The sequence below is a fragment of the Pseudomonas marginalis genome, assembly GCF_008692035.1.
Classification (GTDB): domain Bacteria; phylum Pseudomonadota; class Gammaproteobacteria; order Pseudomonadales; family Pseudomonadaceae; genus Aquipseudomonas; species Aquipseudomonas marginalis.
In genome coordinates this window covers 1-15683 of record NZ_VTFG01000007.1, presented here as the reverse complement: position 1 = coordinate 15683, position 15683 = coordinate 1, and the positions used below count along the sequence as shown (strand labels likewise).

The window sequence follows — 15683 nt, the reverse complement described above, 5'->3', positions numbered from 1 at the left end:
CATGCACCTGCTCAGGACTCAGCCCGGTGGTTTCGTCGCGGACGACAATATTGCCGACCTTGGCCAAACTCCCGCCGAACTGGTGATCCTGTGCAGCGGCGATTCCAGCCTGGCGCTGCTGGCCGAAGCCGCCCAGCAGTTGCCCGAGGATTACCCCAGCCTGCGCCTGGCCAACCCGATGCAGGTGCAGAACCACGCCTCGGTCGATTTGTATGTCGACGAGGTGCTGCGCCACGCCAAGGTCATCCTGATTTCCCTGCACGGCGGCATCGGTTATTGGCGCTACGGTATCGAGCGCCTGGTGGAGCTGGCCGAGCGTGGCGTTACGCTGATCCTGGTGCCGGGGGATGACCGCCCGGACCCGGAACTCAGCGGCCTGAGCACGGTGAGTGCCGAACAGCGCGACCGCCTGTGGCACTTCCTGCGCCAGGGCGGGCTCGCTAACGCGCTGGATTTTTTCCGCTGCCTGGCCAGCGGCTACCTGGACCGCGATTACCCGTGGGCCGAGCCGCAGACCTTGCCGCGCACCGCGATCTATCACCCGCACAAAGCCAACCCTCGCCTCAATGACTGGCAGACCGATTGGCACGCGGATTGGCCCGTGGCGGCGGTGCTGTTCTACCGCTCCCACCTGCAGGCGGCCAATACCGGTTTTATCGATGTGTTCTGCCAGCGCTTGCAGGCGGCGGGCCTTAACCCGTTGCCGATGGCGGTGGCCAGTTTGAAAGAGCCCGGCTGCCTGAGGGTGGTCGAGGACCTGCTGGATGAGGTCGGCGCGGCGGTGATCCTGAACACCACCGGTTTTGCCCAATCCAGCCCCGAAGCCCCGCATCTGCGGCCGTTTCGCCGCAATATCCCGGTGATCCAGGCGATCTGCGCCCAGGATAACCAGCCGGGCTGGCAGGCCAGCGAGCAAGGCCTGGGCCCGCGCGACCTGGCGATGCACATTGCCTTGCCCGAGTTGGACGGGCGGATTATCAGCCGGCCGATCAGCTTCAAGGATCTGGCCTGGCGCAGCGAACGCAGCCAGTCGGACGTGGTGTGCTACCGCGCAGCGCCCGAACGCATGGATTTCGTCGCCGAGCTGGCGCGCCGTTGGGTCGAGCTGGCACGGGTGCCGAATGGGGATAAGCGCATCGCCCTGATCCTTGCCAACTACCCGACCCGCGACGGCCGTATCGGCAATGGCGTGGGCCTGGACACCCCGGCTGCCGCGCTGAATATCCTGCGTGCCCTGCAGGTCGAAGGCTATCCGGTGCCGGAGCAACTGCCCGAAAGCGGTACCGCGCTGATCCATGAGCTGCTCGGCGGCGTCACCAACGACTTCGACAGCCTCGACCTGCGCCCCTGTCATCAAAGCCTCGGCCTGGACGACTACGAGGCGATGTTCAAGCGCTTGCCTGAATCCAACCGCCAGGCGGTGCTGGAGCGATGGGGCGCGCCGCACAACGATCCAATGTTCCGCGACGGCCGCCTGATGATCGCCGGCCTGCGCCTGGGCCAGACCTTCGTCGGTATCCAGCCGGCCCGGGGTTACCAGGTGGATGCCAGCGCGGTGTATCACGACCCGGACCTGGTGCCGCCCCATGGCTACCTGGCGTTCTACTTCTGGTTGCGCCACACCTACGGCGCCCATGGCGTGATCCATGTGGGCAAGCACGGCAACCTCGAATGGCTGCCGGGCAAGGGCGTGGGACTCTCGGAAAACTGCTGGCCGGATGCGCTGCTGGGACCGCTGCCGAACATCTACCCGTTTATCGTCAATGACCCGGGCGAGGGCGCCCAGGCCAAGCGGCGTACCCAGGCGGTGATCATCGACCACCTGATGCCGCCGCTGACCCGCGCCGAAACCTACGGGCCGCTGCGGGACCTTGAGCTGTTGGCGGACGAATATTACGAAGCCCAACTGCTCGACCCGCGCCGGGCCCGCGAGCTGCAAAAAGACATCCTCAAGCTGGTGCGCGAAACCCGCATCGATCAGGAGCTTGAACTGGATGGCGACGCCGATGCCGCTATCTGGCTGCCGCGCCTCGACACCTACCTGTGCGACTTGAAGGAGTCGCAGATACGCGACGGCCTGCACATCTTTGGCGAATCCCCCGTGGGCCGTTTGCGCATCGACACCTTGCTGGCCTTGCTGCGCATCCCGCGTGGCGACGGCCGTGGCCCGCAATCGAGCCTGCTGCGCGTGTTGGCCAAGGCGTTCGCGCTGGGTTTTGACCCCCTGGACTGCGCCCTGGCCGAGCCCTGGACCGGGCGACGCCCGGCGGTGTTGCAGAAGATCGATGGGCAGCAGTGGCGCACCGCCGGGGATACCCGCGAGCGCCTGGAACTGTACGCTGCGAGAATGATCGAGCAGGCGTTGGAAGGGCCGCTGGAACAGCTGGAAGAGCCCGGCTGGGAAGAAGTGAAGGCGGTGATCGAAAGCCTGCGCATCGTCGTGGCGCCACGCCTGGACGCCTGCGGCCCGGCGGAAATGCGCGGCTTGCTGGAGGCCCTCGGCGGGCGCTTTGTGCCGGCTGGGCCAAGCGGCGCGCCGAGCCGGGGGCGCCTGGATGTGCTGCCGACCGGGCGCAATTTCTTCACCGTTGACGTGCGCAACCTGCCCACCACCACCGCGTGGCGCATCGGCTTCCAGTCCGCCAACCTGATACTTGAACGGCACCTGCAGGACCACGGCGACCACCTGCGCCAACTCGGCCTGTCGGTGTGGGGCACGGCCACCATGCGCACCGGTGGCGACGACATTGCCCAGGCCATGGCGCTGATGGGCGTGCGGCCGGTGTGGGCCACCGGCAGTCAACGGGTGGATGATTTTGAAATCCTGCCCATCAGCCTGTTGGACCGCCCGCGCGTGGACGTCACCTTGCGCGTGTCCGGGTTTTTCCGCGATGCCTTCGCCAACCTGATCCGCCTGTTCGACGCGGCGGTACAGGCGGTGGCGGCCCTGGATGAGCCGGACGACATGAACCCGCTGGCCGCCAAGGTGCGCAGTGAGCGCGCGGCATTGCTGGCCTCCGGCCTGGATGCGGAGGCCGCGGCGAAACAGGCCGGCTGGCGTATCTTCGGGGCCAAGCCCGGCGCCTATGGCGCCGGCGTGCAGGGCGCCATTGACGGGCGCCTGTGGCAAAGCCGCGAGGACCTGGCTGAGGTCTACCTGAACTGGGGCGGCTACGCCTATGGCGGCTCCGACGAAGGCACCGCTGCTCGCGCGCAGTTTGCCCAGCGCCTGAGCCAGGTGCAGGCGGTGTTGCAGAACCAGGATAACCGTGAGCACGACCTGCTCGACTCCAACGACTACTACCAATTCCAGGGCGGCATGCTCGCCGCCGTGGAAACCCTGAGCGGCGACAAGGCCGCCAGCTATCACGGCGACCATAGCCAGCCGGACCTGCCGAGGATTCGCACCTTGAAGGAAGAGCTGAACCGGGTGATCCGTTCCCGTGCCGCCAACCCCAAGTGGATCGACGGCGTGAAGCGCCATGGCTATAAAGGTGCGTTTGAAATGGCCGCGACCGTGGACAATCTGTTCGCCTTCGATGCCACCACGGCGCTGATCGACGATCATCAATATGCGTTGCTCGCTGACGCCTACCTGCTGGACCCTGACACCCGCGCGTTCGTGCAGCAGCACAACCCCGCGGCGTTGCGCGACATGACCGAGCGCATGCTCGAAGCCCAGCAGCGTGGCCTGTGGCAGGAGCCGGGGGCGTACCGCGAGGCGCTGGAAAACCTGTTGCTGGATATAGAAGAAGACAGCTAGAACGCGAGATGCGGCTTGTTGTGGCTGGCGGGCTTGTTGTGGTGAGCGGGCTTGCCCCGCGCTGGGCTGCGAAGCGGCCCCAAAAACATAGTCCCGGAGCTACCTGGCACACTGCAGCGCTCCTATTGGGGCTGCTTCGCAGCCCAGCGCGGGGCAAGCCCGCTCACCACAAGTAGCTTGCTCATGACCGGGTGATTACTTGTACAGCAGAATTTAAAGAGAGAACGGATGACCGATATTCCCCATTTCCCGCTGTCCGCCGTGGTCGCTGCCGACGACCTGAAACTGGCGCTGTGCCTGACCGCCATCGACCCGAAGATCGGCGGCGTGCTGATCGAAGGCCCGCGTGGCATGGCCAAATCCACCCTGGCCCGTGGTCTGGCGGATCTGCTGGCCAGCGGCCAATTCGTCACCTTGCCGTTGGGCGCCACTGAAGAGCGCCTGGTGGGTACCCTGGACCTGGATGCCGCGCTGGGGGAAGGCCGCGCGCAGTTTTCCCCTGGGGTGTTGGCCAAGGCCGACGGCGGCGTGCTGTATGTCGACGAGGTCAACCTGTTGCCCGATCACCTGGTGGACCTGTTGCTCGACGTCGCCGCCAGCGGCACCAACCTGATCGAACGCGACGGCATTTCCCATCGCCATTCGGCGCGCTTTGTGCTGATCGGCACCATGAACCCGGAGGAGGGCGAGTTGCGCCCGCAGCTGCTGGACCGCTTCGGTTTCAACGTGGCGCTGAGCGGGCAGACGCTGCCGGCCGAACGCGGGCAGATTATTCGGCGGCGCCTGGATTTCGACAGCGACCCCGCCGCGTTCTGCACCCAGTGGGCCGGGCAACAGGCGGCGCTGCGCCAGCGCTGTACCCAGGCGCGGGCGCGGCTGGACAGTATCGAGCTGGATGATCAGGCCCTGGCGCAGATCACCGAGCGTTGCTTTGCTGCCGGTGTCGACGGCTTGCGCGCCGACCTGGTCTGGCTGCGCGGCGCCCGGGCCCACGCGGCGTGGCGGGGCGCGGATACCATTGCCGAAGAAGACATCGAAGCAGTGGCGGAATTTGCCTTGCGCCACCGTCGCCAGGTGCAATCCCCACCGGCCAGCCCACCCAATCAAGGGCAGGCGCCGACACCCTCGGACACCTCGCCCGGCCAAGGCCAATGGGGCGATATGCCCGCACCGGCACTGCCCACTGGCGCTCGCCGAGACGTGCCTGCCTGGCCAAAAAAGCCCTAGGCATTCGCCCCCGACCTGGCGCGGGGGCGGATGCCCGGCCCAAGGCGGGGCGACTGGACAACGGCAGGCAGGGCAAGGCACGCGGCGCACAGCAGGGTTCGATCAACTGGCCGTGCACCTTGCTCGGCGGCCGGCCGCACTCCCGTGGAGACCTGCGCTACCACCTGCGCAGCCGCTCGGCCCATGAGTTGTGGCTGGTGATCGTGGATGCGTCGGCGTCCACGCGGCGGCATCGTGCATTAACCGACGCCAAGGGCTTGCTCGCCCAGCTGTTTGACGACGCCTACCGGCAACGGGCGCGCATGGCGTTGTTGACCGCCAGCGGCCAGGCACCGAAGTGGCAGGTACAGGGGTTGAAAGCAGCGAAAGGCCTGGCGGGCTGGCTGGATCAGTTGGGCGCGGGCGGTGGTACGCCGTTGCTGGCGGCGCTGACCGAGGCCGCGCATTGGCTGGTGGCGCGGCGCAAGCGTTATCCGGCCGAGCAGCAGCGTGTACTGGTGATCACGGATGGGCGGCTCAAGGACATCGGTGGGTTGCCGTTATTGGCGTCTGCGGGGTTGCTGGTGGATATCGAGCGCGGGCCGATCAGGCTGAGGCGGGCCCAGGAGCTGGCGGTGGGGTTGCAGTTGGATTATCGGCATATCGATGAGGTGTAGTGGCGGTACCACAGCCATCGGGGCAAGCCCCCTCCCACATTTGATCGAGTACACCCATTTGGAATGCGGTCAGTGTGGGAGGGGGCTTGCCCCCGATGAGGCCCTCACATACACCACACACGCTATCAGCCAGCCCCCGGCACATTCGGCCAAAGATCCGCCACCAGGAACAAGCGCTCGGCTTCCTCCCAATCCTCGCCGTTCTGCACCATGCGCACCAGCAACTGCGCAGGTGCCATCGGATCAAGGTCTGCCAGCCAGGCCTGCATCTGTGCTTCACTCCACACTTCATCCGCCGGGTAGTGCGCCGGCGCCAGCCACGCGTGCCGGGGCAATGGTTGCCAGCGGCCTGGCGCACTGGCGCTGACAAAATTCCGCCAGTCCCGCTGATGCAGCCAGCGCCCGCGCAGATGCTGCGGGTGTGCGCCTTGGGGCGGTTCGGCCAGTCCAGGCCAGGGATAGAGCAAATACCCGCCTAGCCACAGGTGCGCATCAAACTGCTGAATATCCAGGGCCGCCAACACCTCGCGGCTTTCTGCCCGCGCCGAGATCGGCAGTTGATGCTGGGCCAGGTGCGCCAGCTTGCGGTCCAGTCGGTCATGGCAGCCTGGGCCCAGCCACTGCGCGGTGTCCTGGCCGTTGCCGTCCTGCGGGCCCAGGTAGAGTTTGATCGCCAGTTCCAGGTGGTGCACGCCATCACGGTCGCGCAGCAGCATGTCCAGCTCGCCCAGGGTGTGCCCGGCGCGGCGGATCGGCAGGTTGGCGGCGAGCAGTTCTACCCCCGGCGCATGCTGCACGGCGAACTGCCACAGGCGTTCGTAGTACAGGCCCAGGCGCCGGGTGCGTGACAGGCTCAACCAGTGCTGCAAGGCACGGCTGTCCTGGTCGAGCGCGCGTAGCCAGTGTTCAAGGAGGTCGGGCGCCTGCACCCAGTCGCTGCCCGCCAGCGGGTGGCGCTGTGGCCACGGTGTCTGCGCGAGCATCGGCGGGGCAAGCATCACCCACGCCAGGTCGCGCACCTCGGGGTGGCGCAGCTGGCGGGGCAGGTTGTGCAAATCCGGGAACACAGTCATGGTCCGAGCATAGCCTTTTAACCGTTGCGCAGGGGGCTGAGAACCGTTGTCATCAAGGCTTCACGGCGACAAAGGATTTTGCCTGAGACGGCCTTTCGCCCATAATCGTTTCTTTTTTGCCCCACCCCCAATCCCGCAGGAGCCCCATGGAGCACTTTCGCAATATCGGCATTATCGGTCGCCTGGGCAGTACCCAGGTGTTGGACACCGTCCGCCGGCTGAAAAAATTCCTGCTGGAACGCCACCTGCATGTGATCCTCGAAGACACCATCGCTGAAATCCTTCCCGGCCACGGCCTGCAAACCTCCTCGCGCAAGATGCTCGGCGAAGTCTGCGACATGGTCATCGTGGTCGGCGGCGACGGCAGCCTGCTCGGCGCGGCCCGGGCCCTGGCGCGGCATAACGTGCCGGTGCTGGGGATCAACCGTGGCAGCCTGGGGTTTCTCACCGATATCCGCCCCGATGAGCTGGAAGTCGAAGTGGCCAAGGTGCTCGACGGCCATTACCTGGTGGAAAACCGCTTCCTGCTGCAGGCCGAAGTGCGCCGCCATGGCGAAGCCATCGGCCAGGGCGATGCGCTCAATGACGTGGTGCTGCACCCCGGCAAGTCCACGCGGATGATCGAATTCGAGCTGTATATCGACGGCCAGTTCGTGTGCAGCCAGAAGGCCGACGGCCTGATCGTCGCCACCCCGACCGGCTCCACCGCCTATGCGCTGTCGGCCGGTGGCCCGATCATGCACCCCAAGCTCGATGCCATTGTGATCGTGCCGATGTACCCCCATATGTTGTCCAGCCGACCGATTGTGGTCGATGGCAACAGTGAGCTGAAAATCGTGGTGTCCAAAGACATGCAGATCTACCCGCAAGTCTCCTGCGACGGGCAGAACCATTTCACCTGCGCCCCCGGTGACACCATCACCGTGAGCAAGAAGGCACAGAAGTTGCGCTTGATCCACCCGCTGGATCACAACTACTACGAAGTGTGCCGCACCAAGTTGGGCTGGGGCAGCCGCTTGGGGGGTGGAGGCGACTGATGCTCGATCCCGCGCGTAGCTACGACCTGATTGGTGACGTGCACGGTTGCGCTCATACCCTTGAGCACTTGCTCGACCAGATGGGTTACCACAAGCAGGGCGGCACCTGGCGCCATCCTTCGCGCATGGCGGTGTTCCTCGGCGATATCATCGACCGTGGCCCACGCATTCGCGAGGCGCTGCATATCGTCCACGACATGGCCGAGGCCGGCCAGGCGCTGTGCATCATGGGCAACCACGAGTTCAATGCCCTGGGTTGGGCCACACCGGCGCCGCCGGGCAGTGGCAGGCAGTTCGTGCGCGAGCACACCCCACGGCATGAGCGGCTGATCCACGAGACCCTGACCCAGTTCGAGCAGCACCCGGCCGACTGGCACGACTTCCTCGCCTGGTTCTACGACATGCCGCTGTTTGTCGATGCCGGGCGCTTCCGCGTGGTGCATGCGTGCTGGGACGACGGCTTTATCCAGCCGCTGCGCGCGACGTTCCCGGATGGCTGCATCGACCAGCACTTCCTGCAGGCCGCCGCCGTGCCCGGCAGCTTTGCCTGCAACGCCTTCGACCGCCTGTTGCGCGGCACCGATATGCGCCTGCCGGATGGCCTGACGCTGACCGGTGGCGATGGCCTGACGCGCTCGTTCTTCCGCACCAAGTTCTGGGAGGACGACCCGAAGACCTACGGCGACATTGTGTTCCAGCCCGACGCATTGCCGGAGCCGGTGGCGCGCACGCCATTGTCGCCCCATGAAAAGAATTCCCTGCTGCGCTACGGCGCCGACGAACCCTTGCTGTTCGTCGGCCATTACTGGCGCAGCGGCAAACCGGCGCCGATCCGCCCGAACCTGGCGTGCCTGGACTACAGCGCGGTGCTGTACGGCAAGCTGGTGGCGTATCGGCTGGACCAGGAAACCCGCCTCGACCCGCGTAAGTTCGTGTGGGTCGATGTCGAGCGGCCGGAGGTGCTCACATGAGCCCCTGCGCGCTGCAAACGCACTTTTGAGGAAACTCCATGGATGATTCGACGTTCGACCAACTGGAGGCCGCGCTGTCCGCTGCCCCCGGTAACGTCGCGCTGCTGACCCTGCTGCTCGGTGCCAGCCTTGAGCGCGGCGAGCATGAGCGCGGGCTGAAGCTGTTGCCCGCCGACCTTGAACAGTGGCCTGACGCCCCGGCGTTGAAGCTGGCGGCCGCCCAACTACTGCTGGCCGCCGGCCAGGCGCACAAGGCATTGCCTTTGATCGAGGGTGAAGACCCAGCCGCGCGCCTGCTCAAGGCTCGCACCCTGGCAGCGCTCGAGCGCCTTAAAGAGGCCCAGGTGGAATACCGGGCGGCAGTGGATGCCAACCCGGCCCTGGAAGATATGGCGTTGTGGCGCCGCTTGAACGTGTCGGTGGTGGACTTTCCAGGTGCCGAGGGCCGCCCGCGCTTGCGCGTGATCTCCAATGACGACACCGACCAGAGCGAAGTGGTGCGCCTGCTGGTGCCGGAAAAGGAAACCCTGACCTTTGACGACATCGGTGGCCTGGATGAGCTGAAAAAGACCATCCATAAAAAGATCATCCTGCCGTACCAGAAGCCGGGCCTGTTCCAGCGCTTTCGCAAGAAAGTCGGCGGCGGTGTGCTGTTGTACGGTCCGCCGGGTTGCGGCAAGACCATGCTGGCCCGCGCTACGGCGGGGGAGTGCAAGGCAACCTTCTTCAACGTGGCAATTTCCGATGTACTGGACATGTACATCGGCGAGTCCGAGCGCAAGTTGCACGCGTTGTTCGAACAGGCGCGGGCCCAGGCGCCGGCGGTGATGTTTTTTGACGAGGTCGAGGCGCTGGGTGGCAAGCGTGCCAATACCCGTGAGTCGACGTCGTCCAAGCTGGTGAGCCAGTTCCTCTCCGAAATGGATGGCTTCACCAATGACAACCATGGCGTGCTGATTCTCGCGGCGACCAACGTGCCATGGTCGGTGGATTCGGCGTTCCGTCGCCCTGGCCGTTTTGACCGGGTGTTGTTTGTGCCGCCACCGGACCGTCCGGCGCGGGAAAGCATGCTCAAGTCGATGATGAAAGGTCGCCCTATGGCTGACGACATCGACTTTGCCTTCCTGGCCAAGAACACCTCGGGGTTCTCCGGCGCCGACCTCAGCGAGCTGGTGGAGACTGCGGCTGACGAAGCGATTGAGGCCTCGATCGACAGTGGCACCGAGCAGTCCATCTGCGATCGGCATTTCAAGGCGGCGTTGAAAGAAGTGCGCGCCACGACCCTGGAATGGCTGACCACGGCGCGTAACTACGCGCGGTACGCCAATGAAGGCAACCAGTACGACGAAGTCCTGGCCTTCCTCGACAAACACGGGAAGGGCCGCTGATGGCGCAGTACGGTGGTTACCGCATCGAAGATGAACCGCGTCCGGGGGCCTTGGCCAAGTGGGCGGTTTCGCCGTTCTGGCCGCTGTTAGGCTTGATGCTCGGCGGTGCCTGGCTGGGCTTGCCGTGGTTTGTGTTCAACTCGATTGCCGTCGGCAGTCCGACGCGCGTGCGCGAGTGGATACTTGCGGGTGTGGCGCTGCTGGGCAGCCTGGTGATCGGGTTTGTACTGCTGCAACTGGTGGGCGCCGGTTATCTCCAGACCCAGGCGGAAATTCAATACGCCTTGCTGGTGCTGGTGGTGTGGAAACTCACCATTGGCTACCTGCTGTACATGCAGCAAAACGCGACCATCGAGATTTACCAGTATTACGGCGGCGAGTTGAGCCGCTTTGGTTTTCCCTTGGCGTTGATTGGTGGCTTCGTGCTTAAAGGCATGGTCGTCAAATGGCTGCCGTACACCCTGTGGTATCTGGTGGTGAGCTGATGAATACCGACTATCTGCTGCAACTGGCCTACCAACGCCTGCAGGCCGACCATAACGACGGCGCAATCGACGCGCTGCGCCAATTGCTCGCCAGCGACCCGCATTCGGCCGAAGCCCACGCCTTGCTGGCGATCTGCCTGATGAACATGCGCCGGGTGCATGCCGCCAAGCGTGAAGTGCAACTGGCCCTGGCCGCCGATGCACAACTGCCGTTGGCCCATTACGCGGCCGCGCAAGTCGCCATCGCCTTACGCAAGTTCAAGCTGGCGCAGGACCATGTGACCCAACTGCTGAATATGGAGCCGCTCAACCCGGTGAACTATCGTTGCCTGGCCGACCTGTATCAGTTGACCGGCCGTTTGGCACAGAGCCGCGAGCCGTTGGAAAAAGCCCTGGAACTGGGGCCGGACGATCCGGCCAACCTGGTGGCCATGGCGCAGTTCCACCGCGCCAGCAGCCATTGGGACCAGGCGTATCAATTCGCCCGCCAGGCTTTACAGGCAGACCCTTCGAACGCGGCCGCGGTGGTGGTGCTTGGTCACCTGTTGCTGCGCGAAGGTGACATCAACGGCGCCCGTGACCACGCGATCTGGGCCCTGCAGGAAAACGCCACAAACGTCGCGGCGCTGCATTTGCTCACCGCCGTCAAGGCTCGCAGCAATGTGTTCCTCGGCACCTGGTGGCGTTTCAACAGTTGGATGAACGAGCGCAGCGCTACCCGCGCCATCATCCTGCTTTTGTTCATGTTTGTGGTCTACCGTGTAGTGGTCATTACCCTGACAGCCCAGGGCTATCCGCAAGTGGCCGAGATGGTCAACTGGGTGTGGCTGGCGTTTGCCGCCTACACCTTTGCCGCGCCGCAGATCTTCCGGCGCTTGCTCGACAAGGAGCTGGTACAGGTCAAGCTCTCCAAGGAATTCTGACGGGCCAGGCCCTGTCACCCATGTACTCGCTGAACCAGCGACCGTTATCAGAGGTTGTTCACATGTCGTCTTTTGCTGAAATGATCGAAAACATCACCCCGGACATCTACGCGAGCCTCAAGCTCGCCGTGGAAATCGGCAAGTGGTCCGATGGCCGCAAGCTCAGTGCCGAGCAGCGCGAGCTGTCCCTGCAGGCCATGATCGCCTGGGAGATCCAGAACCTGCCGGAAGACCAGCGCACCGGCTACATGGGCCCGCAGGAATGCCAGTCGAAGTCGACCACCGTGCCGAACATCCTGTTCAAGTCGGATGCGATCCATTGATTGAAATTGGTCGCGGTGCAGTCAGCAAAATGTCGGCGCAACTCGGTGAACCGACCGTTCAATATGCGTTTCGCCTGGGCGATACCGAGGTGCCGGTCAACCCCCTGATCGGCACCCATGTGCGCCTGGAATACCTCGGTGCCATCCATTGCAGCCATTGCGGCCGCAAGACCAAGACCAGCTTCAGCCAGGGCTATTGCTACCCGTGCATGACCAAGCTGGCCCAGTGTGACCTGTGCATCATGAGCCCCGAGCGTTGCCATTACGACGCCGGCACCTGCCGCGATCCGGGCTGGGGCGAGACATTCTGCATGACCGATCACGTGGTGTACCTGGCCAATTCGTCGGGCATCAAGGTCGGCATCACCCGTGCCACCCAATTGCCGACGCGTTGGCTGGACCAGGGCGCCAGCCAGGCGCTGCCGATCATGCGCGTGGCGACGCGCCAGCAATCCGGGTTTGTCGAGGATGTATTGCGTAGCCAGGTGGCGGACAAGACCAACTGGCGTGCGTTGCTCAAGGGCGACGCGGTGGCGGTGGACCTCAAGCAGGTGCGCGACGAGTTGTTCGCCTCCTGCGCCGATGGCCTGCTGCAATTGCAGGAACGCTTCGGCCTGCAGGCCATCCAACCGGTAACCGACCTCGAACCGTTGGAAATCCGCTACCCGGTGGAGCAGTATCCAGCCAAGATCGTCAGCTTCAACCTGGACAAGAACCCGATTGCCGAAGGCACGCTGCTGGGGATCAAGGGCCAATACCTGATCTTCGACACCGGCGTTATCAATATTCGTAAGTACACGGCCTACCAGCTCGCCGTGCATCAGTAGAAGGATGCCACCCATGCGCACCGAACAACCGAAGATGATTTACCTGAAGGACTATCAGGCGCCGGACTACCTGATCGAAGAGACGCACCTGACCTTCGAGTTGTTCGAGGACCACTGCCTGGTCCACGCGCAACTGGTGATGCGCCGTAACCCTGAGCGTGGCGCCGGCCTGCCGCCGCTGGTACTCGACGGCCAGCAACTGGAGTTGCTGACCGTCAACCTCGGCGACCAGGAACTGAGCGAGGCTGACTACCAGCTGACGGACAGCCACCTGACCCTGCATCCGACCCGCGAGACCTTCACGGTCGACACCAGCGTGCGCATCCACCCGGAAACCAACACCGCCCTGGAAGGCCTGTACAAGTCCGGCAGCATGTTCTGCACCCAGTGCGAGGCCGAGGGCTTCCGCAAGATCACTTACTACCTCGACCGCCCCGACGTGATGAGCACCTTCACCACCACCGTGATCGCCGAGCAACACCGCTACCCGGTGCTGCTCTCCAACGGCAACCCGATTGCCAGCGGCCCCGGCGAAGACGGCCGTCACTGGGCAACCTGGGAGGACCCGTTCAAGAAACCCGCCTACCTGTTCGCGCTGGTGGCCGGTGACCTGTGGTGTGTCGAAGACAGCTTCACCACCATGACCCAGCGTGAAGTGGCACTGCGCATCTACGTCGAGCCGGAAAATATCGACAAGTGCCAGCACGCCATGACCAGCCTGAAAAAATCCATGCGCTGGGACGAAGAAACCTACGGCCGCGAGTATGACCTCGACATCTTCATGATCGTCGCGGTCAACGATTTCAACATGGGCGCCATGGAGAACAAGGGCCTCAATATCTTCAACTCCAGCGCCGTGCTGGCCCGCGCCGAAACCGCCACCGACGCCGCGCACCAGCGGGTCGAGGCGATCGTCGCCCACGAATACTTCCACAACTGGTCGGGCAACCGTGTGACCTGCCGCGACTGGTTCCAGCTGTCGCTGAAGGAAGGTTTTACCGTGTTCCGTGATTCGGGCTTCTCCGCCGACATGAACTCCGCCACGGTCAAGCGTATCCAGGACGTGGCCTACCTGCGTACCCACCAGTTCGCGGAAGATGCCGGCCCCATGGCCCATGCGGTGCGCCCGGACAGCTTTATCGAGATCTCCAACTTCTACACCTTGACCGTGTACGAAAAGGGCTCGGAAGTGGTCGGCATGATCCATACCTTGCTCGGCGCCGAGGGCTTTCGTAAAGGCAGCGACCTGTACTTCGAACGCCATGACGGCCAGGCCGTGACCTGCGACGACTTTATCAAGGCCATGGAAGACGCCAACGGCGCCGACCTCAGCCAGTTCAAGCGCTGGTACAGCCAGGCCGGCACGCCACGTCTGGCGGTGAGCGAGTCCTACGACGCTGCGGCCAAGACCTACAGCCTGACCTTCCGCCAGAGCTGCCCGGAAACCCCGGACAAGGTCGAGAAACTGCCGTTCGTGATCCCGGTCGAACTGGGCCTGCTGGACGGGCAGGGCGCGGGCATCGCCTTGCGCCTGGCCGGTGAAGCCACGGCCGGCGCCACGTCCCGCGTAATCTCGGTGACCGAAGCCGAGCAAACCTTCACCTTCGTCGACATCGCCGAACAGCCGTTGCCGTCGCTGCTGCGTGGCTTCTCGGCGCCGGTGAAACTGAGCTTCCCGTACAACCGCGACCAACTGATGTTCCTGATGCAGCACGACAGCGACGGCTTCAACCGCTGGGATGCGGGCCAGCAGCTGTCGGTGCAGGTGTTGCAGGAACTGATCGGCCAGCATCAGCAGGGCCAGGCGTTGCAGATGGACCAGCGCCTGATCACGGCCTTGCGCAGTGTGTTGAGCGACGAAAGCCTGGACCAGGCCATGGTTGCGGAAATGCTGTCGTTGCCGGGCGAAGCCTACCTGACGGAAATCAGCGACGTCGCGGACGTGGATGCCATCCACGCCGCGCGTGAGTTTGCTCGCAGGCAACTGGCTGACAACCTGCATGAACCGCTGTGGTTGCGTTACCAGGCCAACCGCGAGTTGTCCAAACAGACGCCTTACGTGGCGGCGGCCGAGCACTTCGCCCGGCGGGCCTTGCAGAACATCGCGCTGTCGTACCTGATGCTCAGCGGCAAGCCCGAAGTGCTGGCGGCGACCCTTGAGCAGTTCGACACCAGCGACAACATGACCGAGCGCCTGACCGCGCTGGCGGTGCTGGTGAACTCGCCGTTCGAAGCGGAGAAGGCCCAGGCGCTGGCGGTATTTGCCGAGAACTTCAAGGACAACCCGTTGGTCATGGACCAGTGGTTCAGCGTGCAGGCCGGCAGCCCGTTGCCGGGCGGGCTGGCGCGGGTCAAGGCGTTGATGGAGCACCCGGCGTTCACGCTCAAGAACCCGAACAAGGTGCGTGCACTGATCGGCGCGTTTGCCGGGCAGAACCTGATCAACTTCCACGCCGCCGACGGTTCGGGCTACCGCTTCCTGGCGGACCTGGTGATCCAGTTGAATGCGTTCAACCCGCAGATCGCTTCGCGCCAGTTGGCGCCGCTGACCCGCTGGCGTAAATACGACGGCGCGCGCCAGGCGTTGATGAAGGCGGAGCTGGAGCGCATTCGTGGGTCGGGTGAGTTGTCCAGCGATGTGTTCGAGGTGGTCAGCAAGAGTCTTGCTTAAAGCGCCGGCCAGGTAAGCGATAGAACGTGCAACGGGTAACCTGTGGCGAGGGAGCTTGCTCCCGTTGGACTGCGTAGCAGTCCCCTCTTTTGGGGGCGCTTCGCGACCCGGACGGGAGCAAGCTCTTATCAAGCTTAAAATAACTCACTGATTTTAAAGGGATAAAATTTCACACTGAAGTCTTGAGTCCTGCATAAATAATTTCAGGCGAGCGCATTTTTGTGGTGAGCGGGCTTGTCGAATCGTCGCACCGCCCGCGTTGGGCTGCGCAGCAGCCCCAAAACCAGGCGCAGAGGAGTGTCTGATACACCACATTTGTCTCCATCAGGGGCGCTTCGC

12 protein-coding genes are annotated in these 15683 nt (G+C 64.2%); 11 read left to right on the top strand and 1 reads right to left on the bottom strand.

The genetic code is table 11. The features are described from left to right. The first annotated feature begins 1 nt into the window (after position 1). From cobN to FX984_RS32245, 3 genes are all read left to right on the top strand, one after another. Entirely contained in the window at positions 2-3763 is a 3762-nt protein-coding gene (cobN, locus tag FX984_RS32255) for a cobaltochelatase subunit CobN (protein WP_146477908.1), read from the top strand. A gap of 228 nt (positions 3764-3991) precedes the next feature. Then, positions 3992-4990: a magnesium chelatase ATPase subunit I gene (locus FX984_RS32250; RefSeq protein ID WP_027606472.1), complete on the top strand. Its 999-nt coding sequence runs from the start codon at positions 3992-3994 to the stop codon at positions 4988-4990. Positions 4991-5043: 53 nt separating this feature from the next. After that, a complete protein-coding gene (locus FX984_RS32245) occupies positions 5044-5646 on the top strand; it encodes a vWA domain-containing protein (RefSeq protein WP_146477972.1) in 603 nt (200 codons plus the stop codon). A gap of 125 nt (positions 5647-5771) precedes the next feature. Here FX984_RS32245 and FX984_RS32240 read toward each other — a convergent pair whose 3' ends face one another. Beyond that, positions 5772-6719 (bottom strand): DUF1853 family protein, encoded by a 948-nt coding sequence (locus FX984_RS32240; RefSeq protein ID WP_146477910.1) that lies wholly within the window; start codon positions 6717-6719, stop codon positions 5772-5774. 146 nt (positions 6720-6865) lie between these two features. On the opposite strand from FX984_RS32240, the gene FX984_RS32235 reads away from it, so the two are divergent. From FX984_RS32235 to pepN, 8 genes are all read left to right on the top strand, one after another. Beyond that, positions 6866-7756 carry an NAD(+) kinase gene (locus FX984_RS32235; RefSeq protein WP_003190745.1) on the top strand — a complete coding sequence of 297 codons (891 nt, stop codon included), beginning with the start codon at positions 6866-6868 and terminating at the stop codon, positions 7754-7756. Then, positions 7753-8727: a metallophosphoesterase gene (locus FX984_RS32230; RefSeq protein ID WP_166655324.1), complete on the top strand. Its 975-nt coding sequence runs from the start codon at positions 7753-7755 to the stop codon at positions 8725-8727. Before FX984_RS32235 ends, FX984_RS32230 begins: the two co-directional genes overlap by 4 nt. Before the next feature lie 38 nt (positions 8728-8765). Then, a complete protein-coding gene (locus tag FX984_RS32225) occupies positions 8766-10115 on the top strand; it encodes an ATP-binding protein (protein WP_027606468.1) in 1350 nt (449 codons plus the stop codon). Beyond that, complete coding sequence (locus FX984_RS32220; RefSeq protein ID WP_092357813.1) at positions 10115-10600, top strand: hypothetical protein; 486 nt, start codon at positions 10115-10117, stop codon at positions 10598-10600. Before FX984_RS32225 ends, FX984_RS32220 begins: the two co-directional genes overlap by 1 nt. Then, positions 10600-11523 (top strand): tetratricopeptide repeat protein, encoded by a 924-nt coding sequence (locus tag FX984_RS32215; protein WP_146477912.1) that lies wholly within the window; start codon positions 10600-10602, stop codon positions 11521-11523. Before FX984_RS32220 ends, FX984_RS32215 begins: the two co-directional genes overlap by 1 nt. Positions 11524-11585: 62 nt before the next feature. Beyond that, a complete protein-coding gene (locus FX984_RS32210) occupies positions 11586-11846 on the top strand; it encodes a YeaC family protein (protein WP_027606465.1) in 261 nt (86 codons plus the stop codon). Further along, the gene (locus FX984_RS32205) at positions 11843-12673 is read left to right on the top strand and encodes a DUF2797 domain-containing protein (protein ID WP_027606464.1); all 831 of its coding nucleotides are present in this window, start codon (positions 11843-11845) and stop codon (positions 12671-12673) included. Before FX984_RS32210 ends, FX984_RS32205 begins: the two co-directional genes overlap by 4 nt. A 13-nt stretch (positions 12674-12686) precedes the next feature. Then, positions 12687-15344: an aminopeptidase N gene (gene pepN, locus FX984_RS32200; protein WP_146477915.1), complete on the top strand. Its 2658-nt coding sequence runs from the start codon at positions 12687-12689 to the stop codon at positions 15342-15344. Positions 15345-15683 lie beyond the last annotated feature (339 nt).

Bases quoted from the DNA above. Each gene is read 5' to 3' on its own strand.
- cobN (WP_146477908.1), top strand. From the start codon at position 2: ATGCACCTGCTCAGGACTCAGCCCGGTGGTTTCGTCGCGGACGACAAT.
- FX984_RS32250 (WP_027606472.1), top strand. From the start codon at position 3,992: ATGACCGATATTCCCCATTTCCCGCTGTCCGCCGTGGTCGCTGCCGAC.
- FX984_RS32240 (WP_146477910.1), bottom strand. From the start codon at position 6,719: ATGACTGTGTTCCCGGATTTGCACAACCTGCCCCGCCAGCTGCGCCAC.
- FX984_RS32235 (WP_003190745.1), top strand. From the start codon at position 6,866: ATGGAGCACTTTCGCAATATCGGCATTATCGGTCGCCTGGGCAGTACC.
- FX984_RS32225 (WP_027606468.1), top strand. From the start codon at position 8,766: ATGGATGATTCGACGTTCGACCAACTGGAGGCCGCGCTGTCCGCTGCC.
- FX984_RS32220 (WP_092357813.1), top strand. From the start codon at position 10,115: ATGGCGCAGTACGGTGGTTACCGCATCGAAGATGAACCGCGTCCGGGG.
- FX984_RS32215 (WP_146477912.1), top strand. From the start codon at position 10,600: ATGAATACCGACTATCTGCTGCAACTGGCCTACCAACGCCTGCAGGCC.
- FX984_RS32210 (WP_027606465.1), top strand. From the start codon at position 11,586: ATGTCGTCTTTTGCTGAAATGATCGAAAACATCACCCCGGACATCTAC.
- pepN (WP_146477915.1), top strand. From the start codon at position 12,687: ATGCGCACCGAACAACCGAAGATGATTTACCTGAAGGACTATCAGGCG.